The 25,492-nt window shown below is 69.1% G+C and carries 23 protein-coding genes; 16 read left to right on the top strand and 7 right to left on the bottom strand.

Translation table 11 applies throughout. The annotated features are described in order from the left end of the window. The first annotated feature begins 262 nt into the window (after positions 1-262). The 3 genes from SCATT_RS08050 (at position 263) to clpX (ending at position 3,149) form a co-directional block, all read left to right on the top strand. Positions 263-880, top strand: a complete 618-nt coding sequence (locus tag SCATT_RS08050) for an ATP-dependent Clp protease proteolytic subunit (RefSeq protein ID WP_086010108.1) — start codon at positions 263-265, stop codon at positions 878-880. 156 nt (positions 881-1,036) lie between these two features. Further along, positions 1,037-1,648 carry an ATP-dependent Clp protease proteolytic subunit gene (locus SCATT_RS08045; RefSeq protein ID WP_173405692.1) on the top strand — a complete coding sequence of 204 codons (612 nt, stop codon included), beginning with the start codon at positions 1,037-1,039 and terminating at the stop codon, positions 1,646-1,648. A 217-nt stretch (positions 1,649-1,865) separates the two neighbouring features. Next, complete coding sequence (gene clpX / locus SCATT_RS08040) at positions 1,866-3,149, top strand: ATP-dependent Clp protease ATP-binding subunit ClpX (RefSeq protein ID WP_014142497.1); 1,284 nt, start codon at positions 1,866-1,868, stop codon at positions 3,147-3,149. Between the two features lie 74 nt (positions 3,150-3,223). Here the strand turns inward: clpX and SCATT_RS08035 are convergent, their stop codons facing one another. Further along, a complete protein-coding gene (locus SCATT_RS08035; RefSeq protein ID WP_014142496.1) occupies positions 3,224-4,078 on the bottom strand; it encodes a hypothetical protein in 855 nt (284 codons plus the stop codon). 138 nt (positions 4,079-4,216) lie between these two features. Between SCATT_RS08035 and SCATT_RS08030 the strand changes: the two genes are divergently transcribed. The 10 genes from SCATT_RS08030 (at position 4,217) to SCATT_RS07985 (ending at position 18,171) form a co-directional block, all read left to right on the top strand. Next, a complete protein-coding gene (locus SCATT_RS08030) occupies positions 4,217-6,841 on the top strand; it encodes a valine--tRNA ligase (RefSeq protein WP_078590865.1) in 2,625 nt (874 codons plus the stop codon). Between the two features lie 84 nt (positions 6,842-6,925). Next, positions 6,926-8,458: a bifunctional tetrahydrofolate synthase/dihydrofolate synthase gene (folC, locus tag SCATT_RS08025; RefSeq protein ID WP_014142494.1), complete on the top strand. Its 1,533-nt coding sequence runs from the start codon at positions 6,926-6,928 to the stop codon at positions 8,456-8,458. A 6-nt stretch (positions 8,459-8,464) separates the two neighbouring features. Further along, complete coding sequence (locus SCATT_RS08020; RefSeq protein ID WP_014142493.1) at positions 8,465-8,833, top strand: DUF4233 domain-containing protein; 369 nt, start codon at positions 8,465-8,467, stop codon at positions 8,831-8,833. Between the two features lie 258 nt (positions 8,834-9,091). Beyond that, a complete protein-coding gene (gene ndk, locus SCATT_RS08015) occupies positions 9,092-9,505 on the top strand; it encodes a nucleoside-diphosphate kinase (RefSeq protein WP_014142492.1) in 414 nt (137 codons plus the stop codon). A 367-nt stretch (positions 9,506-9,872) separates the two neighbouring features. Continuing rightward, the gene (locus SCATT_RS08010) at positions 9,873-10,892 is read left to right on the top strand and encodes a rod shape-determining protein (protein ID WP_014627689.1); all 1,020 of its coding nucleotides are present in this window, start codon (positions 9,873-9,875) and stop codon (positions 10,890-10,892) included. 194 nt (positions 10,893-11,086) lie between these two features. Beyond that, entirely contained in the window at positions 11,087-12,025 is a 939-nt protein-coding gene (mreC, locus tag SCATT_RS08005) for a rod shape-determining protein MreC (RefSeq protein WP_078590661.1), read from the top strand. A gap of 3 nt (positions 12,026-12,028) precedes the next feature. Beyond that, on the top strand, positions 12,029-12,658 hold the full coding sequence (gene mreD / locus SCATT_RS08000) for a rod shape-determining protein MreD (protein ID WP_014142489.1): 630 nt from the start codon (positions 12,029-12,031) through the stop codon (positions 12,656-12,658). 58 nt (positions 12,659-12,716) lie between these two features. Continuing rightward, complete coding sequence (gene mrdA / locus SCATT_RS07995; protein ID WP_014142488.1) at positions 12,717-14,933, top strand: penicillin-binding protein 2; 2,217 nt, start codon at positions 12,717-12,719, stop codon at positions 14,931-14,933. Beyond that, a complete protein-coding gene (gene rodA, locus SCATT_RS07990; protein ID WP_014142487.1) occupies positions 14,930-16,135 on the top strand; it encodes a rod shape-determining protein RodA in 1,206 nt (401 codons plus the stop codon). Before mrdA ends, rodA begins: the two co-directional genes overlap by 4 nt. A gap of 83 nt (positions 16,136-16,218) precedes the next feature. Continuing rightward, a complete protein-coding gene (locus SCATT_RS07985; RefSeq protein ID WP_041824536.1) occupies positions 16,219-18,171 on the top strand; it encodes a TIGR03960 family B12-binding radical SAM protein in 1,953 nt (650 codons plus the stop codon). An 821-nt stretch (positions 18,172-18,992) separates the two neighbouring features. Here the strand turns inward: SCATT_RS07985 and SCATT_RS07970 are convergent. From SCATT_RS07970 to SCATT_RS07945, 6 genes are all read right to left on the bottom strand, one after another. After that, positions 18,993-19,403 (bottom strand): hypothetical protein, encoded by a 411-nt coding sequence (locus tag SCATT_RS07970; protein WP_014142483.1) that lies wholly within the window; start codon positions 19,401-19,403, stop codon positions 18,993-18,995. Between the two features lie 20 nt (positions 19,404-19,423). Beyond that, positions 19,424-20,320: a JmjC domain-containing protein gene (locus tag SCATT_RS07965; protein ID WP_014142482.1), complete on the bottom strand. Its 897-nt coding sequence runs from the start codon at positions 20,318-20,320 to the stop codon at positions 19,424-19,426. A gap of 66 nt (positions 20,321-20,386) precedes the next feature. Beyond that, on the bottom strand, positions 20,387-20,635 hold the full coding sequence (locus SCATT_RS07960; protein ID WP_014627685.1) for a DUF397 domain-containing protein: 249 nt from the start codon (positions 20,633-20,635) through the stop codon (positions 20,387-20,389). Between the two features lie 144 nt (positions 20,636-20,779). Beyond that, the gene (locus SCATT_RS40275) at positions 20,780-20,914 is read right to left on the bottom strand and encodes a hypothetical protein (protein WP_014627684.1); all 135 of its coding nucleotides are present in this window, start codon (positions 20,912-20,914) and stop codon (positions 20,780-20,782) included. Positions 20,915-21,077: 163 nt separating this feature from the next. Next, positions 21,078-21,284: a hypothetical protein gene (locus SCATT_RS07955; RefSeq protein WP_014142480.1), complete on the bottom strand. Its 207-nt coding sequence runs from the start codon at positions 21,282-21,284 to the stop codon at positions 21,078-21,080. A gap of 1,140 nt (positions 21,285-22,424) precedes the next feature. Next, complete coding sequence (locus SCATT_RS07945) at positions 22,425-22,913, bottom strand: ATP-binding protein (RefSeq protein WP_014142477.1); 489 nt, start codon at positions 22,911-22,913, stop codon at positions 22,425-22,427. 234 nt (positions 22,914-23,147) lie between these two features. On the opposite strand from SCATT_RS07945, the gene SCATT_RS38510 reads away from it, so the two are divergent. The 3 genes from SCATT_RS38510 to SCATT_RS07935 all read left to right on the top strand — a co-directional run bounded on the left by SCATT_RS38510 (position 23,148) and on the right by SCATT_RS07935 (position 25,350). After that, positions 23,148-24,383 carry a helix-turn-helix domain-containing protein gene (locus SCATT_RS38510; RefSeq protein ID WP_157894821.1) on the top strand — a complete coding sequence of 412 codons (1,236 nt, stop codon included), beginning with the start codon at positions 23,148-23,150 and terminating at the stop codon, positions 24,381-24,383. Continuing rightward, positions 24,380-24,922, top strand: coding sequence for a GNAT family N-acetyltransferase (locus tag SCATT_RS07940; RefSeq protein ID WP_014142475.1), 543 nt, complete (start codon positions 24,380-24,382; stop codon positions 24,920-24,922). The genes SCATT_RS38510 and SCATT_RS07940 overlap by 4 nt, the downstream gene beginning before the upstream one ends. 89 nt (positions 24,923-25,011) lie before the next feature. Further along, positions 25,012-25,350 carry a histone-like nucleoid-structuring protein Lsr2 gene (locus SCATT_RS07935; RefSeq protein ID WP_014142474.1) on the top strand — a complete coding sequence of 113 codons (339 nt, stop codon included), beginning with the start codon at positions 25,012-25,014 and terminating at the stop codon, positions 25,348-25,350. The last annotated feature ends 142 nt before the right edge of the window (positions 25,351-25,492 follow it).

The following is a 25,492-nucleotide window of genomic DNA, read 5'->3' as shown; positions in this document are numbered from 1 at the left end:
CGCGCCCTTCCCGCGGACGGCCGGACCAACCCTCGTACCCCCTGCCTGCGCTCACAGCGAACAGTTCCGTGTGCGGGATTGCTGGGCCCTACCAGGGCGTTAGGGTCCGTAGTAACGAGGGCAGGGAGACCCTGAGAAGGGACGGAAGGCGAAAGGCGCGCCGCTCCTCCCCGGCCCTTTCGAGAAGACGACGTAAGACGCGAAAGACGGCGTCGCCGTCCGACAACGAGCAGGTGGATACGTGACGACTCCGCAGATCGAGATGCCGGGACTCCTGATGCCCACCGCCAACGGCGCCCCGAGCGGACCGGGCCTCGGTGACGCGGTCTACAACCGGCTGCTCGATGAACGCATCATCTTCCTCGGCCAGGCCGTGGACGACGACATCGCCAACCGGATCTGCGCGCAGATGCTGCTGCTCGCCGCCGACCCGACCAAGGACATCTACCTCTACATCAACTCGCCCGGCGGCTCCGTGACCGCCGGCTTCGCGATCTACGACACGATGCAGTACATCAAGAACGACGTCGTGACGATCGCCATGGGCCTCGCCGCCTCCATGGGCCAGTTCCTGCTGACCGCCGGCACCCCCGGCAAGCGGTTCGCCCTGCCCAACGCCGACATCCTGATGCACCAGGGGTCGGCCGGCCTCGGCGGCTCCGCCTCCGACATCAAGATCCAGGCTGAGCAGCTGCTGCGCACCAAGAAGCGCATGGAGCAGCTCACCGCGCAGCACAGCGGCCAGTCCGTCGAGACCATCAACCGCGACGCGGACCGCGACCGCTGGTTCACCGCGGAGGAGGCCAAGGAGTACGGCCTGATCGACGAGGTCATGCACACGGCCGCGGACGTCCCCGGTGGTGGCGGTACCGGTGCCTGAGCCCCGCCCGCGCGGAGCCCTGCCGGGCGCGGCCCCGGCGCACCGGACAGTTACGCTTCCCCTTCCCGCTCACCCCTCAGGACGGTGAACCGATCCATGAACACCCGCAACCCGCTCGCCCTCCAGCAGGGCGTGGACGCCTCCCGCTCGCACGGCATGGAGGCCCGCTACATCGTGCCGCGCTTCGTCGAGCGCACCTCGCAGGGCATCCGTGAGTACGACCCGTACGCCAAGCTCTTCGAGGAGCGGGTGATCTTCCTCGGCGTGCAGATCGACGACGCCTCCGCCAACGACGTGATGGCGCAGCTGCTGTGCCTGGAGTCGATGGACCCGGACCGGGACATCTCGATCTACATCAACTCGCCCGGCGGCTCCTTCACCGCCATGACGGCGATCTACGACACGATGCAGTTCGTCAAGCCGGACATCCAGACGGTCTGCCTCGGCCAGGCCGCGTCGGCCGCCGCGGTGCTGCTGGCCGCCGGCACCCCGGGCAAGCGGATGGCGCTGCCCAACGCGCGGGTGCTGATCCACCAGCCGTACACCGAGACCGGCCGGGCGCAGATCTCCGACCTGGAGATCCAGGCCAACGAGATCACCCGGATGCGGGTCCAGATGGAGGAGATGCTGGCGAAGCACTCCCACCGCACCGAGGAGCAGATCCGCGAGGACATCGAGCGTGACAAGATCCTCACCGCCGAGGACGCGCTCAGCTTCGGCTTCGTGGACCAGATCACCTCCTCCCGCAAGGCCGCGCTTTCGGCCTGACCACCGGCCCGGTACAGGGCCGGAAACCACGGGCCCGCCCTTGGGCCGGCGACGAGTCGGTTCAAGGGGGGCCCACACCCAGGGCTCGGCAAGGTACCGTCGGAGGGGGGTCCGGGGGCCCCGCGGCGTCAGCCGCACACTGACAGGGACCCGGACGACCCGGCAAGCACCAGGTTCCGCTGAGCGAAGCGGATCCCAGGCGAAGGGGAAGCACCTCGTGGCACGCATCGGTGACGGCGGCGACCTGCTCAAGTGCTCGTTCTGCGGAAAGAGCCAGAAGCAGGTGAAGAAGCTCATCGCAGGGCCTGGTGTGTACATCTGCGACGAGTGCATCGACTTGTGCAACGAGATCATCGAGGAGGAGCTCGCCGAGTCCTCCGAGGTGCGCTGGGAGGACCTGCCCAAGCCCCGGGAGATCTACGAGTTCCTGGAGAGCTACGTGGTCGGGCAGGAGCCCGCCAAGAAGGCGCTGTCGGTCGCCGTCTACAACCACTACAAGCGGGTGCAGGCCGGGGAGAACGGCCGTCCGGGCCACGACGACGGCATCGAGCTGGCCAAGTCCAACATTCTGCTGCTCGGCCCCACCGGCTCCGGCAAGACGCTGCTCGCCCAGACCCTCGCCCGGATGCTCAACGTCCCCTTCGCCATCGCCGACGCCACCGCCCTGACCGAGGCCGGATACGTCGGCGAGGACGTGGAGAACATCCTGCTCAAGCTGATCCAGGCGGCCGACTACGACGTCAAGAAGGCCGAGACCGGGATCATCTACATCGACGAGATCGACAAGGTGGCCCGCAAGAGCGAGAACCCGTCGATCACCCGGGACGTCTCCGGCGAGGGTGTCCAGCAGGCGCTGCTGAAGATCCTGGAGGGCACCACCGCCTCGGTGCCGCCGCAGGGCGGGCGCAAGCACCCGCACCAGGAGTTCATCCAGATCGACACCACCAACGTGCTCTTCATCGTGGGCGGTGCCTTCGCCGGCCTGGAGAAGATCATCGAGGCCCGGGCCGGGGCCAAGGGGATCGGCTTCGGTGCCACCATCCGTTCCAAGCGGGAGCTGGACTCGGTGGACCAGTTCGCCGAGATCATGCCCGAGGACCTGGTGAAGTTCGGCATGATCCCGGAGTTCATCGGCCGCCTGCCGGTGATCACCTCGGTGCACAACCTGGACCGCGAGGCGCTGCTGAAGATCCTGGTCGAGCCGCGCAACGCGCTGGTCAAGCAGTACCAGCGCCTCTTCGAGCTGGACGGCGTCGAGCTGGAGTTCGAGCGTTCCGCGCTGGAGGCCATCGCCGACCAGGCCATCCTGCGCGGCACCGGCGCCCGTGGCCTGCGGGCCATCATGGAGGAGGTCCTCCAGTCGGTGATGTACGAGGTGCCGTCCCGCAAGGACGTCGCCCGGGTCGTCATCACCAAGGAAGTCGTTCACTCGAACGTGAACCCCACTCTCGTCCCCCGCACTCGGGGTGACGAGGGCGAACGCCACGAGAAGAGCGCGTAGCGTCCTGTAGCGCGAAGGGGGCGCCCGGAGTGATCCGGGCGCCCCCTTTGGTGTCGGTGCCGCGTCGGTGCGGGTTACTTCTTGACGCGTATCTCGCCGCGCAGCTTCGCCACGGTCTGGGCGAAGTCGGCGGTCGACGGCGGAGTGGGCAGACCGCCGGTGGCGACCGTGTCCGGGTTGCCGTTCCACATCACCAGCGCGACCGTGCTGTTGTCGCCCCAGGCGCAGAACGGGGCCTTGTAGATGCCGAAGTCCTTCACCCCGCACTGCATCAGGTCACCGTCGAAACCGGACGGCTTCTGGTCCGTGGCGTCCTTCATGCCGGCCGCCGACAGCAGGGTGCCCACCGCCGACTTGGGGTCGGTGACGTCACCGTAGGCGCCGCCCAGGATGATCTCGTCCTTGCTGCTCTTCCAGGCGCCGCGCACCGAGGTGGCGTCGGTGATGCCCTTGTCGGAGCCCTTCTGCGTGTCGGAGTCGCCGCCGGTGGCGCCCGGCATCGTGGAGTCCTTGGTGTACTGGCCGCCCAGCACCGTCGCCGGGGTGTCGAGCTTGTAGCCGCCGCCGGAGGAGGTGGCGCCGGTCAGGGTGACGGCGCCGACCGCGATCGCGGCGACCACCACGACACCGGCCACGATGCCGACGATCTTGCCCTTGTTGCTCTTCTTCACCGGCAGCGGCGGCGGCACCGGGCCGGCCCCCCACCCCTGCGGCTGCCCGTACGGGCCCGGCGCCCCCGGCACCGGCGGCTGGCCGTACGGCGGCGCGGGCGGCTGTGCGGGGCCCTGTGCGTACGGGTTGGGGCCCTGCGGCTGCGGCTGCGCGTAGGGGTTGGCCGCCGGCGGCTGCTGCGGGTAGCCGTAGCCCGGCTGGGGCGCGGGCGGCTGCGGCGGCCCGTACGGGTTGGGCGGCGGCTGGTTGAAGCTCATGGGGTTCCTCCCGTTGACGTGTACGCGGCCCATATCCTTGCCGATGGCCGCTGCCACCGGCACGCCGGGGCCCCGCGCCCCGGGCCCGGCGGGTGCGGGACGCCGCCCCCGCCGCCCTAGAATTGCCGCGTGACCGAGATGAACCAGCGCCCCAACAGCGGGCCCAGCAGCAGCCCTGACCATCTGCCGACCCAGTACGTCCCGGCCGAGGTAGAGGAAACGCTGTACGAGCGCTGGGTAGAACGCGGTTACTTCGCGGCCGACGCCAAGAGCGACAAGCCGCCGTACACCATCGTCATCCCGCCGCCCAACGTCACCGGCAGCCTCCACCTGGGCCACGCCTTCGAGCACACGATCATCGACGCCCTAACCCGCCGCAAGCGCATGCAGGGGTACGAGGTGCTCTGGCAGCCCGGCATGGACCACGCCGGCATCGCCACCCAGAACGTGGTCGAGCGCGAACTGGCCAAGGAGGGCAAGTCCCGCCACGACCTGGGCCGGGAGGCGTTCGTCGAGCGGGTGTGGCGCTGGAAGGCGGAGTCCGGCGGCCAGATCTCCGGCCAGATGCGCCGCCTCGGCGACGGCGTCGACTGGTCGCGGGAGCGCTTCACCATGGACGAGGGCCTGTCCAAGGCCGTCCAGACCATCTTCAAGAAGCTCTACGACGACGAGCTGATCTACCGCGCCGAACGCATCATCAACTGGTGCCCGCGCTGCCTGACCGCCATCTCCGACATCGAGGTGGAGTACCAGGAGGACGACGGCGAGTTGGTCTCCATCCGCTACGGCGACGGGGACGACGCCATCGTGGTGGCCACCACCCGGGCCGAGACGATGCTCGGCGACACCGCGGTCGCCGTCCACCCCGACGACGACCGCTACCGCCACCTGGTCGGCACCGAGATCGAACTGCCACTGACCGGCCGCCGCATCCCGGTGGTCGCCGACGCCCACGTCGACCCGGAGTTCGGCACCGGCGCGGTGAAGGTCACCCCGGCCCACGACCCCAACGACTTCGAAATCGGCCGCCGGCACGGCCTGCCGTCGCTGACCGTCATGGACGAGCACGCGGTGATCACCGCGCACGGCCCGTTCCAGGGGCTCGACCGGCTGGAGGCCCGCTCCGCCATCGTCGGGGCGCTGCGCGCCGAGGGCCGGATCGTCGCCGAGAAGCGCCCGTACGTCCACTCGGTGGGCCACTGCTCGCGCTGCAAGACCACCATCGAGCCCCGGCTGTCGCTCCAGTGGTGGGTCAAGGTCGCCCCGCTGGCCAAGGCGGCCGGTGACGCGGTGCGCGACGGGCGGGTGAAGATCCACCCGCAGGAGATGGAGAAGCGGTACTTCGACTGGGTCGACAACCTCCACGACTGGTGCATCTCGCGGCAGTTGTGGTGGGGCCACCGCATCCCGGTCTGGTACGGGCCGAACGGCGAGGTGGTCTGCGTCGGCCCGGACGAGGAGCCCCCCACCGGTGACGGCTGGCGCCAGGACTCCGACGTCCTGGACACCTGGTTCTCCTCCGGCCTGTGGCCGTTCTCCACCCTCGGCTGGCCCGGGCGGACCGAGTCGCTCGCGAAGTTCTACCCCAACTCCGTGCTGGTCACCGGGTACGACATCCTCTTCTTCTGGGTCGCCCGGATGATGATGTTCGGCCTGTACGCGATGGACGGCACCCCGCCGTTCCACACCATCGCCCTGCACGGCATGGTGCGCGACCAGTTCGGCAAGAAGATGTCGAAGTCCTTCGGCAACGCGGTCAACCCGCTGGACTGGATGGACGCCTACGGCTCCGACGCGCTCCGCTTCACGCTGGCCCGCGGCGCCAACCCCGGCACCGACGTGCCGATCGGCGAGGACTGGGTCCAGGGCTCCCGCAACTTCGCCAACAAGATCTGGAACGCCACCCGCTTCGCGTTGATGAACGGCGCCACCGTGGAGGGCCAACTGCCGCCCGTGGAAGGGCTGTCGGCCGCCGACCGCTGGATCCTGTCCCGGCTGAACGCCGTGGTCGCCGAGGTGGACGCCTACTACGACGACTACCAGTTCGCCAAGGTCTCCGACACCCTCTTCCACTTCGCGTGGGACGAGGTCTTCGACTGGTACGTGGAGCTGTCCAAGACGGTCTTCGCCGCCGGTGGCGAGGGCGCGGAGCGCTCCCGCCGGGTGCTCGGCGAGGTGCTGGACGTGACGCTGCGCCTGCTGCACCCGATCGTCCCGTTCGTCACCGAGACCCTGTGGACCGCGCTCACCGGCCGGGAGTCCGTGGTGATCGCCGAGTGGCCGGCCGACAGCGGCTTCCGGGACGCGGCGGCCGAGGCCGAGATCGCCACCCTGCGCGACGCCGTCACCGAGGTCCGCCGGTTCCGTGCCGACCAGGGCCTCCAGCCCGGCCAGCGGGTCCCGGCCCGGCTGGAGCTGGCCGGCACCCCGCTGGCCGCGCACGAGGAGGCGATCCGCTCGCTGCTGCGCCTCCAGCCGGCCGGTGACGCCTTCACCGCCACCGCCTCGCTCCCGGTGGCCGGCGCCACCGTCTCCCTCGACCTGTCCGGCGTCATCGACTTCGCCGCCGAGCGCAAGCGGCTGACGAAGGACCTGGCGGCGGCGGAGAAGGAGCTGGCCCAGGCCGACGCCAAGCTCGGCAACGAGGCGTTCCTCGCCAAGGCGCCCGATCAGGTGGTGGAGAAGATCCGGACCCGCAAGGCCACCGCGGAGGCCGACATCGCGCGGATCTCCGCCCAGCTGGAGTCGCTGCCCCAGGGCTGACGCCCGCCCCGGCCCCCGTACCCGCCCCGGTGGGTGCGGGGGCCTTGCCCTTCGTCGTCGGTCCCCCTCCGTAGACTGGACACCGTGAGCGAGCGCCCCCGTAACGAAGACCCGTCCTCGGACACCCCGGGCACACCGGACGAATTCGACGAGATCATCGCCGAGGAGACCGACCGGGACCCGGATCTGGCGGTGATCGAGGCCGGCAGCAGGACGCTGCGCGCACAGGTCTCCCCGACCCTCGGCGAGGAGACCCCGGCCGGTCCGCGGTCCCCCGAGGAGGCCGAGGCCCTGCGCGAGGTGGAGGCCGAGCTCGCCGACCGCTGGGGCGAGACCAAGCTGGAGCCCTCGGTCACCCGCATCAGCGCCCTGATGGACGTCCTCGGCGAGCCGCAGCGCGCCTACCCGGCGATCCACATCACCGGCACCAACGGCAAGACCAGCACCGCCCGCATGATCGAGACGCTGCTGCGCGCCTTCGAACTGCGCACCGGCCGCTACACCAGCCCGCACGTGGAGTCGGTCACCGAACGCATCAGCCTGGACGGCTCGCCCATCTCCGTCGAGCGCTTCGTGGCCACCTACCGGGACGTCAAGCCGTACGTCGAGATGGTCGACGCGAGCCAGGACTACCGGCTCTCCTTCTTCGAGGTCCTCACCGGCATGGCCTACGCCGCCTTCGCCGACGCGCCGGTCGACGTGGCCGTGGTCGAGGTGGGCATGGGGGGCCGCTGGGACGCCACCAACGTGCTCGACGGCACCGTCGCCGTGGTCACCCCGATCGCGCTGGACCACACCGACCGGCTGGGCGGCACGCCCGGCGAGATAGCGCTGGAGAAGGGCGGCATCATCAAGGAGGGCGCCACCGCCGTCCTCGCCCAGCAGCCGGTGGACGCCGCCCAGACGCTGCTCAAGCGCGCCGTCGAGGTGGACGCCACGGTGGCCCGCGAGGGCATGGAGTTCGGCGTGGTCTCCCGCGAGGTGGCGGTCGGCGGCCAGATGCTGACCCTGCGCGGCCTCGGCGGCGAGTACGAGCAGATCTTCCTCCCGCTGCACGGCGCCCACCAGGCGCACAACGCGGCGGTGGCGCTCGCCGCGGTGGAGGCGTTCTTCGGCGTCGGCTCGGCCCGCGCGGCCCGCCCGCTGGACGTGGACACGGTGCGCGGCGCCTTCGCCACGGTCACCTCCCCGGGCCGCCTGGAGGTGGTGCGGCGCAGCCCCACGGTGGTGCTGGACGCCGCGCACAACCCGGCCGGCGCCCAGGCGACCGCGGAGGCGGTGCGCGAGGCGTTCGCCTTCACCCACCTGGTCGGCGTGGTCGCCCCCAGCGGTGACAAGGACGTCCGCGGGGTGCTGGAGGCGTTCGAGCCGATCTTCGCCGAGGTGGTGGTGACCCGTAACTCCAGCCACCGTGCGATGGACGTCGACGAGCTGGCGGCCGTGGCGGTGGAGGTCTTCGGCAGCGAGCGGGTCCAGGTCGAGCCGCGGCTGGACGACGCGCTGGAGGCCGCCGTCACCCTCGCCGAGGAGGAGGGCGAGTACGCCGGGGCCGGCGTGCTGGTCACCGGTTCCGTGATCACCGTGGGAGAGGCCCGGCTGCTGCTGGGCCGGAAGTGAGTTCCGATGCGAACGCTGTGTGCCAGCACCCTGCTCGGTGAAGCCTTTGTGATCGGCCTGGCCGGGCTGGTGGCGATGAACCTCTCGCACTTCTCGGCCGGCACGGTCTGGGCGGTCAGCGGGGTCGCCATGGTGCTGTGCGTGCTGCTGTGCGGGATGATCACGCGGCCGGGCGGGGTGGTGATCGGCTGGGTGCTCCAGATCGCCCTGATCGCCTCCGGGTTCGTGGTGCCGACCATGTACTTCCTGGGGGCGGTCTTCGCCGCGCTGTGGTGGGCCGCGGTCCACTTCGGCCGCAAGATCGACGCGTTCAAGGCGGCCAACGCCGCGCGCGCCGCCGAGCCGCCGCAGGACGCCGCGGCCACGGCCGGCTGACCCGGCCGGGGCGGACGGCGGCGCCCCGGCGGCGCCGTCAAGGGACGCGGCGCCGACACGCCCGTCCCGGGGCCACCGCCGCGCCGCCACCCGTTCGGCCCACTGTCACCCGCGCGGGGGACACTGCCGGGTGCGACTGCTGCCCCACGGTCGGGGTAGCCGCTGGCGGGGAACACGGGGTCGCCCGATAGGGTCAGTCCACTTCGAAGCCGCAGCACAGTCGAAGCCGCGGCGCACTCGCGTTCCAAGGAGCCGCACATGAGCCAGCGCACCCTCGTCCTCCTCAAGCCCGATGCCGTCCGCCGGGGTCTGGTGGGCGAGATCATCGGGCGGATCGAGCGCAAGGCGGGGTGGGCGATCACCGCGCTGGAGCTGCGCTCGCTGGACCGGGCCACGCTGGAGCGCCACTACGCGGAGCACGTGGGCAAGGCGTTCTACGAGCCGCTGGTGGAGTTCATGTCCTCCGGTCCCTCGGTGGCGCTGGTGGTCGAGGGCGAGCGGGTGGTCGAGGGGATGCGCGCGCTGGCCGGCCCCACCGACCCGATCGCCGCCGCCCCCGGCAGCATCCGGGGCGACTTCGGCACCATCGTGCGCGAGAACCTGGTGCACGCCTCCGACTCCCCGGAGTCGGCGGAGCGGGAGATCAAGCTCTTCTTCCCCGGGCTGATTTGAGGCGGACGCCCTCCGGGATCCCGCCCGCCGCCGGTCAGTTGCTGACGGCAAGTCAGAAACGCGGACACCGGCGGGCACCGGCCGCCGCCGAGGGTTTTGCCCGGGCGGCGGTCCCGCATATGCGACGGTAATGCGGGAACCAATCGCCCCGACACGACGTCACCATTACAAGGGGCGGCTGTGTGTTCTGCTGACAATGGCCGGGGCGCCCTCACTCCTGGTCCACCGGGCGCGACTACGATGGATACACCGCTACGGACCTCCGCAGCAGATCACGCCCCCTGCCCCGCGGGGGCGCCAGAACGCCGCCCTCAAGTCCCCATCGCTCCAGCTCGGGAAGGCCAGACGTATCCTCATGGCGAACAATATGTCGTTCATCGGCCGTGACATGGCTGTCGACCTCGGCACCGCCAACACGCTGGTGTACGTCAGGGGTCGCGGGATCGTCCTCAACGAACCGTCGGTTGTCGCCATCAATACGAATACGGGCGGCATTCTGGCGGTTGGCGCCGAAGCCAAGAAGATGATCGGCCGTACCCCTGGCAACATCGTTGCGGTCCGTCCGCTCAAGGACGGTGTGATCGCCGACTTCGAGATCACCGAGCGGATGCTCCGCTACTTCATCCTCAAGATCCACAAGCGGCGCTACCTTGCCCGCCCGCGGGTCGTGGTCTGCGTGCCCTCGGGCATCACCGGGGTCGAACGGCGCGCCGTGATCGAGGCGTCCAGCCAGGCGGGCGCCCGCCAGGTGCACATCATCGAGGAGCCGATGGCCGCCGCGATCGGGGCCGGCCTGCCGGTCCACGAGGCCACCGGCAACATGGTGGTCGACATCGGCGGCGGCACCACCGAGGTCGCCGTGATCTCGCTCGGCGGCATCGTCACCGCCCAGTCCATCCGGGTGGCCGGCGACGAGTTGGACAATGCGATCATCCAGCACATCAAGAAGGAGTACAGCCTCCTGCTGGGCGAGCGCACCGCCGAACAGATCAAGATCACCATCGGCTCCGCCTTCGAGCTGGAGAAGGACGAGCACACCGAGATCCGCGGACGCGACCTGGTGAGCGGCCTGCCCAAGACGGTGGTGATCTCCGCCGCCGAGGTCCGCAAGGCCATCGAGGAACCGGTCAACGCCATCGTGGACGCGGTCAAGACCACCCTCGACAAGTGCCCGCCGGAACTCTCCGGCGACATCATGGACCGCGGCATCGTGCTCACCGGCGGCGGCGCCATGCTGCGCGGCCTCGACGAACGGCTGCGTCGCGAGACCGGGATGCCCATCCACATCGCCGAGGACCCGCTGGACTCGGTGGCGCTCGGCTCCGGCAAGTGCGTCGAGGAGTTCGAGGCCCTCCAGCAGGTGCTCGACGCCCAGCCGCGCAGGTGACCCGCCGCGGCGCCGTGGCCCCGCCTTCTGCGGGCGCCCGCGCCGCGGACCGCCGCGCGGCCCCGTCCCGGGGCCCCACCGCACGGCCCGCCCGTCGGTCGTCCCCCCGGACGTAACGACCCGAACTACGACATCGCCGACCGGCCGTGGCTCGCGGCCGGTCCGGTCCGACGAGGAAGGCACGGCCGCCGCACGTGAGGGACACACGAGAGAGCCGGCTGCTCTTGGTCCTACTGATCGCCATCGCGTTCGCGCTGATCACCGTGGACATCCGCGGCGGCGAACAGTCCCCCCTGGCGGTCGCCCGCAGCGCCGCCGCATCCGTCTTCGGACCCGTCGAGAACGGCGTGTCCTCGGTGGTGAACCCGGTCGGCAACGCCATAGCGGCGGTGCGCGACTCCGGCACCCGCCACGACCGGATCGCCGCCCTGGAACGCCAGAACGCCGCGCTCAAGGCGAAGCTCGGCAGCAGCGACATCACCCGCAACCGCGCCGCCGAACTCGACAAGATGCTGGGGACCGCGGGCGCCGGCCAGTACGGCATCAAGGGCGCCCAGGTGATCGCCATAGGAGCCACCCAGGGCTTCTCCTGGACGATCACCATCGACGCCGGCAGCGCCGACGGCATCCGGCGGGACATGACCGTGCTCAACGGCGACGGACTCGTCGGCCGGGTCACCACGGTCGGCCCCAGCACCTCCACCGTCCTGCTCGCCTGCGACCCCGACTTCACCGTCGGCGCCCGGCTGGAGAACTCCATGGAACTGGGCTTCGGCACCGGCCAGGGCGACCGGCCGCTGCGCATCCAGCTCCTCAACGGCCGGGCCCGGGTCAAGCCCGGCGACCGGCTGGTGACCTTCGGCTCCCAGGCCGACAAGCCCTTCGTGCCCGGCGTGCCGATCGGCCAGGTCGTCAAGGTGGACACCGGGGGAGGCGGGCTGACCCGTACCGTCGAGGTGCAGCCGTTCGTCGGCTTCTCCCGGCTCGACGTGGTCGGCGTGGTCGTGGTCGCCCCGCGCCAGGACCCGCGCGACACCGTGCTGCCCCCCAAGCCGGCGGCCCATCCCACGCCCACGGTCACCGTCACGGTCACCCCCGGCGCCTCCGTCTCGCCGTCCTCGCCCCGGAGCTGACCGATGCGCATCAACCGGATCCTGCTCTCCGCCGCCCTCGTGGTCGTCGCGCTCGTGCTCCAGGTGAGCGCGCTGGCCCGGCTCCACCTGCCCGGCGCCGTCCCCGACCTGCTGCTGCTGGTCGTCCTCTCGCTCGCCATCACCTACGGCCACGTCGGCGGCGCCCTGGTGGGCTTCGGCGCCGGACTCCTCGCCGACCTCGCGCCCCCCGCCGACCACGCGGCCGGCCGGTACGCCCTGGTGCTCTGCGTCATCGGCTACGTGGTCGGGCTGGCCAAGCCGGAAACCGGCCAACTGCGCTCCGCCGCCGTGCCGATGGTCGCCGTCGCCGTCGCCGCGATCGGCTCCACGCTGCTCTACGCCGGCGTCGGCGCCCTCGTCGGGGACACCGCCGCCCGCCATGTCGGCCTGGCCAAGCTGCTGTTGACGGCCACCGTCTACGACCTGCTGCTGGCGCCGTTCACCGTGCCGTGGATCATGGCGCTCGCCCGCCGGCTGGACAACGACCCGATGGCGTCGGACCCTTCGGGCGGCGCGGGCGCCGGACCGTACCGCTGGATGGCCCCCGGCGTCTCCCGCACCGCGCGCTCCGGCCGCCGCGACAACCTGCTGAAGGGGGCGCGGAAGCTGTGAGCACCGCCGGCCACCCGCCCCGCCGCCCCGACGCTCCTAAGGAGGTGCACCCGAGCCGATGAGTAATATCCCTGAGACCGGCCGCACCCAGCGGGTCACCATCCGCCTGGTGATCCTGCAGATCCTCGTCGTCTCCCTGCTCTGCACCCTCGGCGGACGGCTGTGGTACCTCCAGATCCGCAACGGGCAGCAGTACACCGCCGAAGCCGCCAGCAACCACGTCCAGGAGGTCGTCACCCCCGCGGTACGCGGCTCGATACTCGACGAGCGCGGCGTCCCGCTCGCCGACAACGAGACCCGCCTGGTGGTCACCGTCAGCCGCACCGACATGCTGAAGATGAAGGACGGCGGCAAGGCGGTCCTCGGCCGCCTCGCCGCCGTCCTCGGCATGAGCGAGAAGGACGTGGCCGACAAGGTCCGCCTCTGCGACGCCAAGACCCCCAAGCCGTGCTGGAACGGCTCGCCCTACCAGCCCATCCCCATCACCGACAAGGCCACCACCCAGCAGGCGCTCCAGATCATGGAACGCCGCGAGGACTTCCCCGGCATCGCCGCCCAGCCCACCGCGGTCCGCCGCTACGACAGCCCCGACCACGCCAACGCCGCCCAGGTCCTCGGCTACCTCTCGCCGGTCACCGACGACGAGATCAAGGCGTCGATGAAGAACGGCCAGCCCACCCTGCAACGCTCCGACCAGGTGGGCCGCTCCGGCCTGGAACACACCTACGACGCCGAACTGCGCGGCAAGGCCGGGATCACCCGCTACGAGGTCGACAACCGCGGCCGGGTCATCGGCAACGCCGGCGACACCCCGCCGCAGCCCGGCAACTCCCTGGTGACCAGCATCGACTCACGCGTCCAGGCGGTCACCGAGAAGGAACTGGCCCAGGCCATGGAGGACGCCCGGCACGTCTGGGACAAGAACACCAACACCTGGTACAAGGCCGACTCCGGCGCCGCGATCGTGATGGACGTCCACACCGGCCGCATCATCGCCATGGCCAACGCCCCCACCTACGACCCCAACGTCTGGGTCGGCGGCATCTCCGCCAAGGACTACAAGGCGCTCACCGGTGACGGCAGCGACTACCCGCTGCTCAACCGCGCCATCCAGGGCCTGTCCGCGCCCGGTTCGACGTTCAAGGTGATCCCCACCACCGCCGCCATCAACGCCGGTTACGCCGCCGACGGCCACTACCCGTGCACCTCCAGCATGACCATCGGCGGCCAGACCTTCGGCAACTTCGAGAGCGAGAGCGCCGGCGACATCTCGCTCGGCAAGGCGCTGGAGATCTCCTGCGACACCGTCTTCTACGGCCTCGCCTACGACCAGTGGCTCAAGGACGGCGGCAACAACCCCAAGCACCCCAAGGACTGGTTCTACACCACCGCCCGCCAGTTCGGCCTCGGCGAGAAGACCGGGGTCGACCTGCCGGGCGAGGCCAAGGGCCGGATCCCGGACCGCACCTGGAAGCAGCGGTTCTGGGAGGCCAACAAGACCGCGTGGTGCGCCCAGGCCAAGAGCGACAAGGACGACTACGCCACCCGCATCGCCCGCGAGGACTGCACCGACGGCAACCGGCTGCGCGCCGGTGACTCGGTGAACTACTCCATCGGCCAGGGCGACACCCTCGTCACCCCCCTGCAGATGGCCCGCATCTACTCCGCGCTCAGCAACGGCGGCACCCTCTACCAGCCGACCATCGGCAAGGCCATCGTCAGCGCCGACGGCAAGCACGTCCAGGAGATCAAGCCCAAGGCCACCGGCAAGCTCCCGGACTCCCAGGAGACGCTGCACTACATCGACGACGCCCTGGCCGGCACCATCACCAGCGGTACCGCGGCCTGGAAGTACCAGGGCTGGCCGCAGGACAAGATCACCCTGCACGCCAAGACCGGCACCGCCGAGGTCTACGGCAAGCAGACCACCTCCTGGCTGGCGACGTACAGCAAGGACTACGCGATCGTGATGACCATCGCCCAGGGCGGCACCGGCTCCGGTGGCTCCGGTGCCGCGGTCCGCGCGATCTACGAGGCGCTCTACGGCGTCGACGGCGGCAACATCGACCCGAAGAAGGGGCTGCTGCCCCAACCGCGGGAGACGCTGCCGAAGTTCGGTCCCGACGGCCAGGCCCAGCAGGTCGCCTACGTCCCGGCCCGCGCCTTCGCCTACCCGCCGGAGCCGGCCGGCCCGGCCGCCCCGGGGTACGCGCCGGCCGCGCTCGCCCCGGACCGTAACGAGAAGCTGCTGCTGGGCCGGAGGTACCACGTATGACCGGCGGAAGCGTCGGCGGCTACGCGATCCGCCGGTTCAGCCCGGAACGCGGCACCTTCGCCAAGCTGCTCGCCCGCGACTCGGTGGTGCGGCGGCTGGACTGGGTGCTGCTCTCGGCGGCCGCGGTGCTCTCCGCGGTCGGCTCGCTGCTGGTGTGGTCGGCCACCCGGGGACGCACCTCGATCAACCACGGCGACCCGCAGTACTTCCTCATCCGCCACTTGATGAACCTGGCCATCGGCATCGGGCTGTGCGTGGGCACCATCGCGGTCGGCCACCGCCGGGTGCGCGGGGTGATCCCGATCCTCTACGCGGTCTCCATCCTGCTGCTGCTCGCCGTCCTCTCCCCGCTGGGCTCCACCGTCAACGGCGCCCACTCCTGGATCGTGATCGGCGGCGGCTTCTCCCTCCAGCCGTCGGAGTTCGCCAAGATCACCATCATCCTGGGGATGGCGATGCTGCTGTCGGCCCGGGTGGACGCCGGCGACCAGCTCACCCCGGACAACCGCACCGTGCTCCAGTCGCTGGGCATGGCCGCGCTGCCGATGTGCGTCATCCTGCTCATGCCCGACCTCGGCTCCACCATGGTCATGGTGGTGATCGTGCTCGGGGTGCTGCTCTCCTCCGGCGCCTCCAACCGCTGGGTGCTCGGGCTGCTGGCGGTGGGCGCGGCCGGGGCGGTGGCGATCTGGCAGCTCCAGCTGCTCAGCAAGTACCAGATCGACCGCTTCGCCGCCTTCGCCAACCCCACCCTCGACCCCTCCGGCGTCGGCTACAACACCGCCCAGGCGCGGATCGCCATCGGCTCCGGCGGGCTGCTGGGCAAGGGGCTCTTCCACGGCACCCAGACCACCGGCCAGTTCGTCCCCGAGCAGCAGACCGACTTCGTCTTCACGGTGGCCGGCGAGGAGCTGGGCTTCCTCGGTGCCGGGCTGATCATCCTGATAATGGGCGTGATCCTCTGGCGGGCCTGCAAGACCGCCCGCAACGCCCCGGACCTGTACGGCACGGTCATCGCCGCCGGGGTGGTCGCCTGGTTCGCCTTCCAGTCCTTCGAGAACATCGGCATGACGCTGGGCATCATGCCGGTGGCCGGCATCCCGCTGCCGTTCGTCTCCTACGGCGGCTCGTCGATGTTCGCGGTGTGGATCGGGGTCGGGCTGCTCCAGTCGGTGCGCATGCAGCGGCCGGTCTCCGCCTAGCGTCGGGTTAAGCTGGGTGGTCACCCCTGTGCGGGTGGCCACCTTCTGCCCAGCCCCCGAGAGACAGCCGAGAGACCCCTGTGATGCCTGTCGAGTCGGTCTTCCCGCGCCTGGAAGCGCTTCTCCCGCATGTCCAGAAGCCGATCCAGTACGTCGGCGGAGAGCTCAACTCCACCGTCAAGGACTGGGACTCCTGCGATGTCCGCTGGTCGTTGATGTACCCGGACGCCTACGAGGTCGGGCTGCCCAACCAGGGCGTCATGATCCTCTACGAGGTGCTCAACGAGCGCGAGGGGGTGCTCGCCGAGCGCACCTACAGCGTCTGGCCCGACCTCGAGGCGCTCATGCGAGAACACGGCGTCCCGCAGTTCACCGTCGACTCCCACCGCCCGGTGCGCGCCTTCGACGTGTTCGGCGTCTCCTTCTCCACCGAACTGGGCTACACCAACCTGCTCACCGCCCTCGACCTGGCCGGCATCCCGCTGGCCGCCGCCGAGCGCACCGAGGAGGACCCGGTCGTGCTGGCCGGCGGCCACGCCGCGTTCAACCCCGAGCCGATCGCCGACTTCATCGACGCTGCCGTCATCGGCGACGGCGAGCAGGCGGTGCTGGAGATCACCGACATCGTCCGGGCCTGGAAGAACGAGGGCCGTCCGGACGGCCGGGACGGGCTGCTGCTGCGGCTGGCCCGCACCGGCACCGTCTACGTGCCCAGGTTCTACGACGTCGAGTACCTGCCCGACGGCCGGATCGCCCGCGTGGTGCCCAACACCCCGGGCGTGCCGTGGCGGGTCTCCAAGCACACCGTGATGGACCTCGACGAGTGGCCCTACCCCAAGCAGCCGCTGGTGCCGCTGGCCGAGACGGTGCACGAGCGGATGTCGGTGGAGATCTTCCGCGGCTGCACCCGCGGCTGCCGCTTCTGCCAGGCCGGCATGATCACCCGGCCGGTGCGCGAACGTTCCATCACCGGCATCGGCGAGATGGTCGACAAGGGGCTGAAGGCCACCGGCTTCGAGGAGGTCGGCCTGCTCTCCCTGTCCTCCGCCGACCACAGCGAGATCGGCGACGTCGCCAAGGGGCTCGCCGACCGCTACGAGGCCGACAAGATCGGCCTGTCGCTCCCCTCCACCCGGGTCGACGCCTTCAACATCGACCTGGCCAACGAGCTGACCCGCAACGGCCGCCGCTCCGGCCTCACCTTCGCCCCGGAGGGCGGCAGCGAGCGGATCCGCAAGGTCATCAACAAGATGGTCTCGGAGGAGGACCTGATCCGCACCGTCGCCACCGCCTACGGCAACGGCTGGCGCCAGGTGAAGCTGTACTTCATGTGCGGCCTGCCCACCGAGACCGACGAGGACGTCCTCCAGATCGCCGACATGGCCACCAAGGTGATCGCCAAGGGGCGCGAGGTCTCCCGGTCCAACGACATCCGCTGCACGGTCTCCATCGGCGGTTTCGTCCCCAAGCCGCACACCCCGTTCCAGTGGGCGCCGCAGCTGTCCGCCGAGGAGACCGACGCCCGGCTGGAGAAGCTGCGCGACAAGATCCGCTCCGACAAGCGCTACGGCCGCTCCATCGGCTTCCGCTACCACGACGGCAAGCCCGGCATCGTCGAGGGCCTGCTCTCCCGCGGCGACCGGCGGATCGGCGCGGTGATCCGCGCGGTCTACGAGGACGGCGGCCGGTTCGACGGCTGGCGCGAGCACTTCTCCTACGACCGCTGGATGGCGTGCGCCGAGGCGGTGCTGCCGGCCATGGGCGTCGACGTCGACTGGTACACCACCCGGGAGCGCTCCTACGAGGAGGTGCTCCCCTGGGACCACCTCGACTCCGGCCTCGACAAGGACTGGCTCTGGGAGGACTGGCAGGACGCCCTCGACGAGACCGAGGTCGAGGACTGCCGCTGGACCCCCTGCTTCGACTGCGGCGTCTGCCCCCAGTTTGACACATGGCCACAACTGAGCGAAAGCGGTAAGAAGCTGCTGCCGCTGAGCGTGAAGAAGCCCCTGACCAGCGGGAACGAGGAGTCGTGACCGACCCGTTACGCAAGGTGATCGAGTCGTTGCCGGGTTGTTCGGACGCTGAGGTGGCTGCTCTGCTGGCCATGTTGGGGGCCCGGCCCCGCCGGGAGCCGCAGAGGACGGAGGCGCCTTGGGCGGCCCTGCCGAAGCCGAAGGAGACCCCGAGCGTCCGTAGCACGATCGAGTGGATTTAGCCCACGCCCGGCAGCGTGGTTCTGGTTGCGAGAGTGCGTGCGTCTCCAAGACGGGGACGCACGCACCTGCTAGTCCAGCCGGTTGGGAATCCATCCCGCGCCCTCCGCCAGGACCCGGCGTCGTAGCGCCTCGATGCGAGGATCGGCCACGTTCCACGAGTGTTCTCGGGGATGGTCTTGGAATAGCGTGCACACCTCGTCGCGTGTTAGGTGGGGAGCCTCGCACCAGGACAGACACTCGAACCTTAGGAGTCCGTCCGCCGTCCAGCGTGCCCACAGCGGCGGAGCCATGCCGTCTTCCCACTCCCACACGTGGTCAGCGTGTTCTCCCTCGTGCCAGAGGCCGAGTTCGCAGCGGAGGTCAAAGGTGGCGTACTTCAGGTCGCTGGTGCTTACGCAGCTTTGCTCGGCAAGGATTGCTACGAGTAATTGTTCGGGCGGTGCGGCGGCCGTGGCAATGCACTGACGCATGCGGTGTTCCTCGGACGGGATGTTGAAGCCCCGCCCATCCGCCACGGGGAGGGACGGACGAGCGGGGCCGATGGGGGGCGAACCGCCAATTCATTCATTCACGGTTCGCCGGTGTGATGGTCGGGACAGGCACTCATTCATTCGTTCAGGCGCAGCTTGGACCGGTGGTCACAGCGGAGCCGGGCAACGCGGAGGCTCCTCGCTGTAGGCGTGGCGCTTCGGCCTCGGGCAGGCGATCAGCGCTCGTGTGACGTAGTCACGGCCGGTTGAGTAGTAGCCCAGCACCACGTCCCTCCCTCGCTCCTGGAGGAGTGTGGCTCGGGAGTAGTGGAGCCGCATGTCGACCGGGAACGAGGCGGCGTCCAGAGGAACGTGGGACGCGTAGCAGTCCCTCAGCCAGTCCACTGCCGAGTCCACGTCCGTGAACGTCTCCGAGATGAGCCGCGCCGGTTTCCTGAGCCAGTCCTCTACCAGGAAGGGCTCGTACGTCTCCGGAGCCTCCCCCCTGCGCGCTTGCCCGTCGGAGTACGACCGGCCGGTGTAGCTGTAAGCGTGCCAGTGGGGCGGTTGCTGGTCCATAGGTGCTCCCGAGGCGCTGTTCAGAGGACGAGGGCGCTGCGCTGGAGGTACTTAACCGCAGTCTCGGGATCGAGGCTGAGCAAGGCGCCGATCAGGTAGTCGCGTGCCTGCTCCACGACAGGGAGCGTGTCCAGGGTGACCAGGTGAGGCGGCAGTTCCTCGCGCATCTCCGGGTCCGCCAGGGCCCTTCTCAGGATGTCCTCGGCGAGTCGTTCGGCGGCCCAGTGGTAGGTCCGTTCCTTGAATGCCACGGTGATGTGCAGGGAGGTCTCGCTGCCCTCGGTGTACGGAGAGTGCACGTAACCTCGGGGGAGCCACAGCACATCGCCCGGCGCGAGGGTGAAGGTCGCGGCCGGCGGGGTGTGTGCCAGGTAGTGACGCTGCTCGGGAGTGAAGCCGATGAGGTGGAAGGATCCGTACTCCTGCACCGGGTTCGCCACGAACGGAGGATGCACGGGCCAGGTCTTCCGGCCGTGGATCTGGAGGATGAGCGTCACGTACGGATCGAAGTGGTACTTCAGCCCTTGGCAGCCTGGCGGCGTGAGGTAGGCGTTGATGTGGACCCCGTAGCCGGTCTCTCTGCACAGCGCTCTGTACAGGTCGGCAACCGACGGTTTCAGGTGCTCCAGCTCCCGGAGCGAGACCGAGCCACCGGCCTTGATGTGCTCTCGCACGGCGCCGCAGCGGGGCATGGTGGGGTCGTCAGGGTCCGCGTACTCCCACTTCTCGCTTACCCGGCCGTCTTTGAGCAGGACCACGTTACGCATGGCCAGACAACCGGCGTCGATGAGCGTATCCACCTCCGCGAGCGTCAGCCACCGGCCGAACTCAGCAGGATCACGACGGAACCGGAGGGGTTCGTGCGGCCAGCTCCGGAGGATGACCGCAGGGTCGTCCACGATCAGTTGCAGCGACATGTGCGCTCCTGGCGAGCGATCAACAGGTGAGGGGGGGCGCCCCGGAAACCGGGGCGCCCACTTTGCTCAGCCGAGCTGGGGTTCGTCGTGCTGGCTCAGCCACGTGCGGGCGAACGCGGTGATCTCCGTCTTGCTCATCCGGAGTTCGTGGCCTTTGCCCTCGGGCTTGGTGTCCCGAAGGGCGTATCCGCCACCGTGGAGTTCGGCCACACTGATGCAACTCTCCATGGACTCGTCGCCGTTGTCCCCACCACCACAGAGCGCGGCGAAGGGTCCGGCGATCGGCCGGTCATACAAACTGGGTTTCTCGGGCACTTACTGACCTCCTCGGATCGGTGGTGCAGTAACAACCCCGCCGGGTCTTCCCTGCGCGACGGGGGGCTTCCCAGGACGGACTTGCTCCAGGCTCGCCCTCTCCGGCCAGGCCGGCGGTTAAACCGGCCGGAGAGGGGGCTTGAGCTACGCGGCCAGGACCACCGCGCCCACGAGGTCGGAGGCTTCCTCCGGGGCCCTGTCGGGCTGGTCGCCGCCCTCGGTGGAAGTGACCTTCACGGGCTCTTCGGCTTCGGTGCCGGGCTCCGTCGCAGCGGGCATTCTCCGCTCCTTTCATTCATTCATGCATCGGTGAGGGGGTGCCCAGCCCCGCTGCAAACGCGGCACGTTGGCGGGGCTGGGCCTGCCGTCGGCGGAACCATCGGCAGAGAGGTGATGCCAGTGGTTCCGGGAAATTCCCACCGACGGCAGAGAAACGGGCGGGTTACCCCTTGCCGGAGTTCCGGTCCACCTGCCGGGTCTGAACACCGTCGCGGTGGTGCTCCCTGCGTAGGTCGTCGGGCACCCCACGCATCAATGCGCCGTTCAGCGCCGCCGCCTGATTCGCTTCAGGGGTGGCCTTTCCGTCCCCCAGCTTCGCGGCGCGCTGCTCAACCGCCCTGACCGTATCGGTGCGCTTTCCCCTTGCCACTTACCTTTGCTCCTCAGTGTTGCTCTAGACGATCGCCCCGACAGAGGGCGTTACTCCGCCGACAGTCCGTATCAGGGCTTCGACGGAAGTAGTGGGCTCGCAGGCTGGGGGCCTCGGTACACGAGCCAGGTAATCCCGAGATCGGTCTCGGGGGAAGCCGGACGTTCGCGCCGTCGGGTCTCGTAGCCGCCCTCCTTCAGGACGGCCTCCACATGAGCGGCGCCCTCGTCCCAGTGCGCCTGTTCTCCCGCAGGTGCCGTCCCGTTCAGCGCGCTCCGGCGGAACTGTGGGTCCGGGTACCACTCCACCCGGGCACAAGCTTCGGACTCCGGCGGCCACAAGAGGTGGTCGACGGGAACCGCAATGCAGACACCCATGCCCTTATTGCGCTCCGGCCTGGCACGGCTGTCCAGACCTGCCTTCTCCAGCACTCTGCGAATCGAGTCTTGAGGGCCGTCGACGAAACGCCTTCGCACACGAGGAGTGGCCTTCACCGAGATATAGGTCCGAAGAGGCGGAGGGTGGTCAGGGATGCGGCAGACAAGAAGGTCTGCGTTCGCGCGAGTTGCGGGTGAGTGTGGCGGTTGCGGATGCCCGACCAGGTAACCGAGGGATTCCAACCCCGAGGAAAGGTATTCCAGGCTCTTAGACCAGTGATCCTCAGCCCGGGGCGACACCTCGCCCGTGCGCCAAACGTCCCTGAACTCGTCATCGGGATACCACTGCACGATCACGCACAGCTCAGCCCCGTGCGGCCAGGCCACCTCAGCGGCAGGCTGAGCAGCACACCAGCCCCGCCCTTTGGGCACTTGCATCAAGCGGTGCCCGCTAGGCCCGGTTGCCCACCTCACGCCCAGCCCCAGCTCGACCAGATCGGCCTCGACCTGGCGGACGGCAACGTGCACGGGGTCCTGCGGGTCAGACTGAATGGGCAGGGGGATCACTTCGTACCCTCCCCGTCGGCCGGCTCCGTGACCTCCGCCGTCCCCACGCGGGGCGCCGCATGGTGGAGGGCTCCCGGGTGACCCAAGGTGGCGTAGAGGGTGAAGAACACAGCCGCCGCAACGGGAGCGAGGTGCCGGAGCTTGAAGTCCTCAATCTCCTCGTCCTGAACGGGCTTGTCCCGTCCGTGGCGCCCCATCAGGCCACCCCCGGCACGAGGTTCAGCGACAACCGCGTTCCGGTGTCGCAGAGCCGTAAGGCGTCTTCAACGCTGCTGGCGGCCGAGTTCCCGGCCGGCTCCGGCAACTTCATCGTGACCCACACCCTCTTTCCGACATCGATCGGTTCCCATCCCCAGTCCTCTGCCAGCGCGGCGACCACCACCAGACCCCGGCCCCGCTCGGCTCCCTCGGGAACGCAGCGCGGTTGCGGCGGCTTCGAGCTGCCGTCGAAGACCTCAAGAAGAACTTGGTGGTCGCGCTGCCGCAGACGGACCGTCAGCGGCGCGCCGGGCGCGTGTTCGACCCCGTTGGCCAGCAGCTCCGAGGCCACCGAGCGGAGGCCGTCCAGGGCAGCCGCATCCAGTCCGGTCCAGGCACGGACCGCTCCGACGACGCGGTTACGGGCCGCCTTGAGACACCTGGGGTCCGTGGGGATGGAGAAGCGCGTACTGCCCACGTAGGTCATGCCGGCTCCTGGCGTCAGCGAATACAAGGGGCCAGCGTTCGTCTTGGACTTGGCAGACCGCTGGCTGTGCCCGATGCGAAGTGCCCTGCGGGCGTCCGGTCACCAAGTAAACGACCAGCAACCCGTGCTGACCAGGAAAAGTCGGTAGAAGTTGCTCGCACGGAACCGGAAAACTTTAAGACTCCATTACCATGCCTCTGGCCCGTGGCCCGGACAGCGGCTACCGTCGGCGGTATGGCGGAGAACGCCGTTCTGAAGAAGCGGATGCGTGCCCTTGGGCTCTCCCAAGATGAGTTAGCGCGTCAGATGAACGAGGCTCTGCGCAGGATCACCGGCAGGCCGGGCAAGCTGTCCGACCGGTCGGTGCGCAACCTTGTGAAGGGCAAGACCAGACGCCCCATCGGGCGCACATGTGTCGCGTTGGAAGAGGTGTTCGGATGCCCCGTTGAGGAACTAGGCTTGATTGCACCCAGCATCAAGTCACCTACGGAGGAAGACCCCTTGCTCCGCCGATCATTCCTCGTCGCCTTCGGCACGGCGGCGGTGCCAGCGCCAGCCAGTCGCCGAACCGTGGGAGCCAGTGACGTTGAACGCCTTCGAGTCGCCCTCGACCAGCTCAACGACGTTGACCAAGCCACCGGAGGCACCTCTTCTGTCGAGAGGGCAGCGCTCAAACAAGCTCAGGTGGCGATCGACCTAGCGAGACACGGCTCGGCAGCAACGCGCGTTCGAAACAAGCTTTACTGTCTAGCGGCCGACGCCACCACCGCCGCGGCATGGGCTGCCCTTGATGGGCGACGGCACGACGACGGGCGGCGGTACTTGGAGCAGGCCATGCCGCTGGCCATTATGAGCGGAGACGGCGCCGCCCAATTCGATGTGTGGAATCTGCTCTCGATGTTGGCAAAGTTGCAGGACAATGAAGCCGAATCGCTGGCCGCAGCACAGGCAATGAGAAACACACTGGCAGTGCGTCGTGATCCGCTTTTTGCCTCCCTCGCGCATGCCCGTGTTGCGCTCGCCCAAGGGCTCGTCGGTGAACACCATAGCGCGCTTCGGACGCTGGAACGTGCGCACACTGCCATCGACCGTGCCCAGGACGTTTCCCGGCCTGCTTGGATGGCGTTCTATGACCTGGCTGAGCTGAATGGAATCAGCGCTGTTTGCATGCTTGCCGTCGGACGGCACGAAGAGGCGGAATATCACGCTCACCAGTCGCTTGCACGCATAAGGCCCAGCTTCGTGAGGAACCGGGCTGTCTATACGGTGCGAATGGCCACTGCGCAGCTACGACAAGGTGATGTCGAGCGGGCCATTGCCACGATCGGAGAGGCAGAGATAGTTGCCGAAACTGCTCACGGGTCCGCGCGGCTTCGAACTTTGATCGGTGACTTCCAGCGGGAACTGATCAGCCGGGCCCCAGACGCAGCAGTGACGCGCGACTACATCGACAGGATGAGGAACCGATGAAAGAGCTGACCCTTCGCCACCACAACCGTGACAGCGCGGCGCAAATCCGCGATCTGCTTCTCGACATCCACGATGAGTGCTACGCAGACAGCACCGACGAGTTCGATCAGCGTGAGCGGTTCGCATGGTTCGTGGACCACTGGAGCAGCAGCCCAGGCTTCTCATGCGTGATCGGTTACGAGGGGGAACAAGCAGTCGGCTACGCCTACGGTGCTGCCGCACCCGAGAGCCGTGAGTGGTGGCGGGGCACCAAGTACCAGCCGCACAACGGGCACAGGGCGACGTACCACCTGTCTGAGCTGATGGTCCGGCCGAAGTGGCGCAAGACGGGCGCGGCTCAGTCGATCCACGAGGCCCTGTTCGCTGAGCGGCCCGAACACCTCGCGGCCCTTCTGGTCGACACCGAGCATCCGAAGGTACAAGCGCTCTACGAAGGTTGGGGATACCGCAAGGTCGGTGAGGACAGGCCCTTCGCGGACGCTCCGCTCTTTGCCGTGATGGTGCGAGAGCTTTACCGCGAACGCGCTCAGTCTGCCTGACCGGGGGAGCCGAGCCTCAGTCTAGGAGACAGCCCAGAGCTTCGAAGGTGCGTCCCCTGAGAATCTGTGTGTGCCGTATCCTTTTCTGTATGGCACAGAAGATCATCACGCAGTTGGTGGATGACCTCTCCGGCGGAGACGCCGATGAGACGATCGTGTTCGGCCTCGACGGGGTTGAGTACGAGATCGACCTTTCCACGGAGAACGCGGACAAGCTCCGTGACGCACTGGCTGATTTCGTAGAGTCCGGTCGCAGGGTCGGCGGGCGCCGGGGCGGCCGGCGCACCACCACGGTGGTTGGTCCCCGGGGCAACGGTGTGGACCCTGGGAAGGTCCGCGCCTGGGCCAAGAACAACGGGTACGAGGTCAGCGATCGGGGCCGTGTGCCGGGGAATGTCATGGACGCGTACAAGAAGGCGAACCCCTGACACGCCTCCGCGGAACCTGCTATGGTGAACCCACCTTCGCTCGACGGAGGGTGGCACACCACACAGCACCGGTGTGGTTGAAAATCCGGCTCGGCTGCCGGAGTGAGGATCGCAACGCTTTGAGCGTTCTTTGCTTTGATGC

It is taken from the genome of Streptantibioticus cattleyicolor NRRL 8057 = DSM 46488, assembly GCF_000240165.1.
Lineage (GTDB): Bacteria > Actinomycetota > Actinomycetes > Streptomycetales > Streptomycetaceae > Streptantibioticus > Streptantibioticus cattleyicolor.
Note: the sequence above shows the minus strand (reverse complement) of the source record. Positions and strands in the feature narration are given on the sequence as shown.

Excerpts from the sequence above, each read along its gene's own strand:
- SCATT_RS07940 (WP_014142475.1), top strand. The coding sequence starts at position 24,380 with ATGAAAGAGCTGACCCTTCGCCACCACAACCGTGACAGCGCGGCGCAA.
- SCATT_RS07935 (WP_014142474.1), top strand. The coding sequence starts at position 25,012 with ATGGCACAGAAGATCATCACGCAGTTGGTGGATGACCTCTCCGGCGGA.
- SCATT_RS08045 (WP_173405692.1), top strand. The coding sequence starts at position 1,037 with ATGGAGGCCCGCTACATCGTGCCGCGCTTCGTCGAGCGCACCTCGCAG.
- SCATT_RS08050 (WP_086010108.1), top strand. The coding sequence starts at position 263 with ATGCCGGGACTCCTGATGCCCACCGCCAACGGCGCCCCGAGCGGACCG.
- ndk (WP_014142492.1), top strand. The coding sequence starts at position 9,092 with ATGAGCCAGCGCACCCTCGTCCTCCTCAAGCCCGATGCCGTCCGCCGG.
- SCATT_RS07970 (WP_014142483.1), bottom strand. The coding sequence starts at position 19,403 with ATGGACCAGCAACCGCCCCACTGGCACGCTTACAGCTACACCGGCCGG.
- SCATT_RS08010 (WP_014627689.1), top strand. The coding sequence starts at position 9,873 with ATGTCGTTCATCGGCCGTGACATGGCTGTCGACCTCGGCACCGCCAAC.
- SCATT_RS08030 (WP_078590865.1), top strand. The coding sequence starts at position 4,217 with ATGAACCAGCGCCCCAACAGCGGGCCCAGCAGCAGCCCTGACCATCTG.
- SCATT_RS07945 (WP_014142477.1), bottom strand. The coding sequence starts at position 22,913 with ATGACCTACGTGGGCAGTACGCGCTTCTCCATCCCCACGGACCCCAGG.
- SCATT_RS40275 (WP_014627684.1), bottom strand. The coding sequence starts at position 20,914 with ATGCCCGCTGCGACGGAGCCCGGCACCGAAGCCGAAGAGCCCGTGAAG.
- SCATT_RS08035 (WP_014142496.1), bottom strand. The coding sequence starts at position 4,078 with ATGAGCTTCAACCAGCCGCCGCCCAACCCGTACGGGCCGCCGCAGCCG.
- SCATT_RS08020 (WP_014142493.1), top strand. The coding sequence starts at position 8,465 with ATGCGAACGCTGTGTGCCAGCACCCTGCTCGGTGAAGCCTTTGTGATC.
- SCATT_RS38510 (WP_157894821.1), top strand. The coding sequence starts at position 23,148 with ATGGCGGAGAACGCCGTTCTGAAGAAGCGGATGCGTGCCCTTGGGCTC.
- SCATT_RS07985 (WP_041824536.1), top strand. The coding sequence starts at position 16,219 with ATGCCTGTCGAGTCGGTCTTCCCGCGCCTGGAAGCGCTTCTCCCGCAT.
- mrdA (WP_014142488.1), top strand. The coding sequence starts at position 12,717 with ATGAGTAATATCCCTGAGACCGGCCGCACCCAGCGGGTCACCATCCGC.
- mreD (WP_014142489.1), top strand. The coding sequence starts at position 12,029 with ATGCGCATCAACCGGATCCTGCTCTCCGCCGCCCTCGTGGTCGTCGCG.
- SCATT_RS07965 (WP_014142482.1), bottom strand. The coding sequence starts at position 20,320 with ATGTCGCTGCAACTGATCGTGGACGACCCTGCGGTCATCCTCCGGAGC.
- rodA (WP_014142487.1), top strand. The coding sequence starts at position 14,930 with ATGACCGGCGGAAGCGTCGGCGGCTACGCGATCCGCCGGTTCAGCCCG.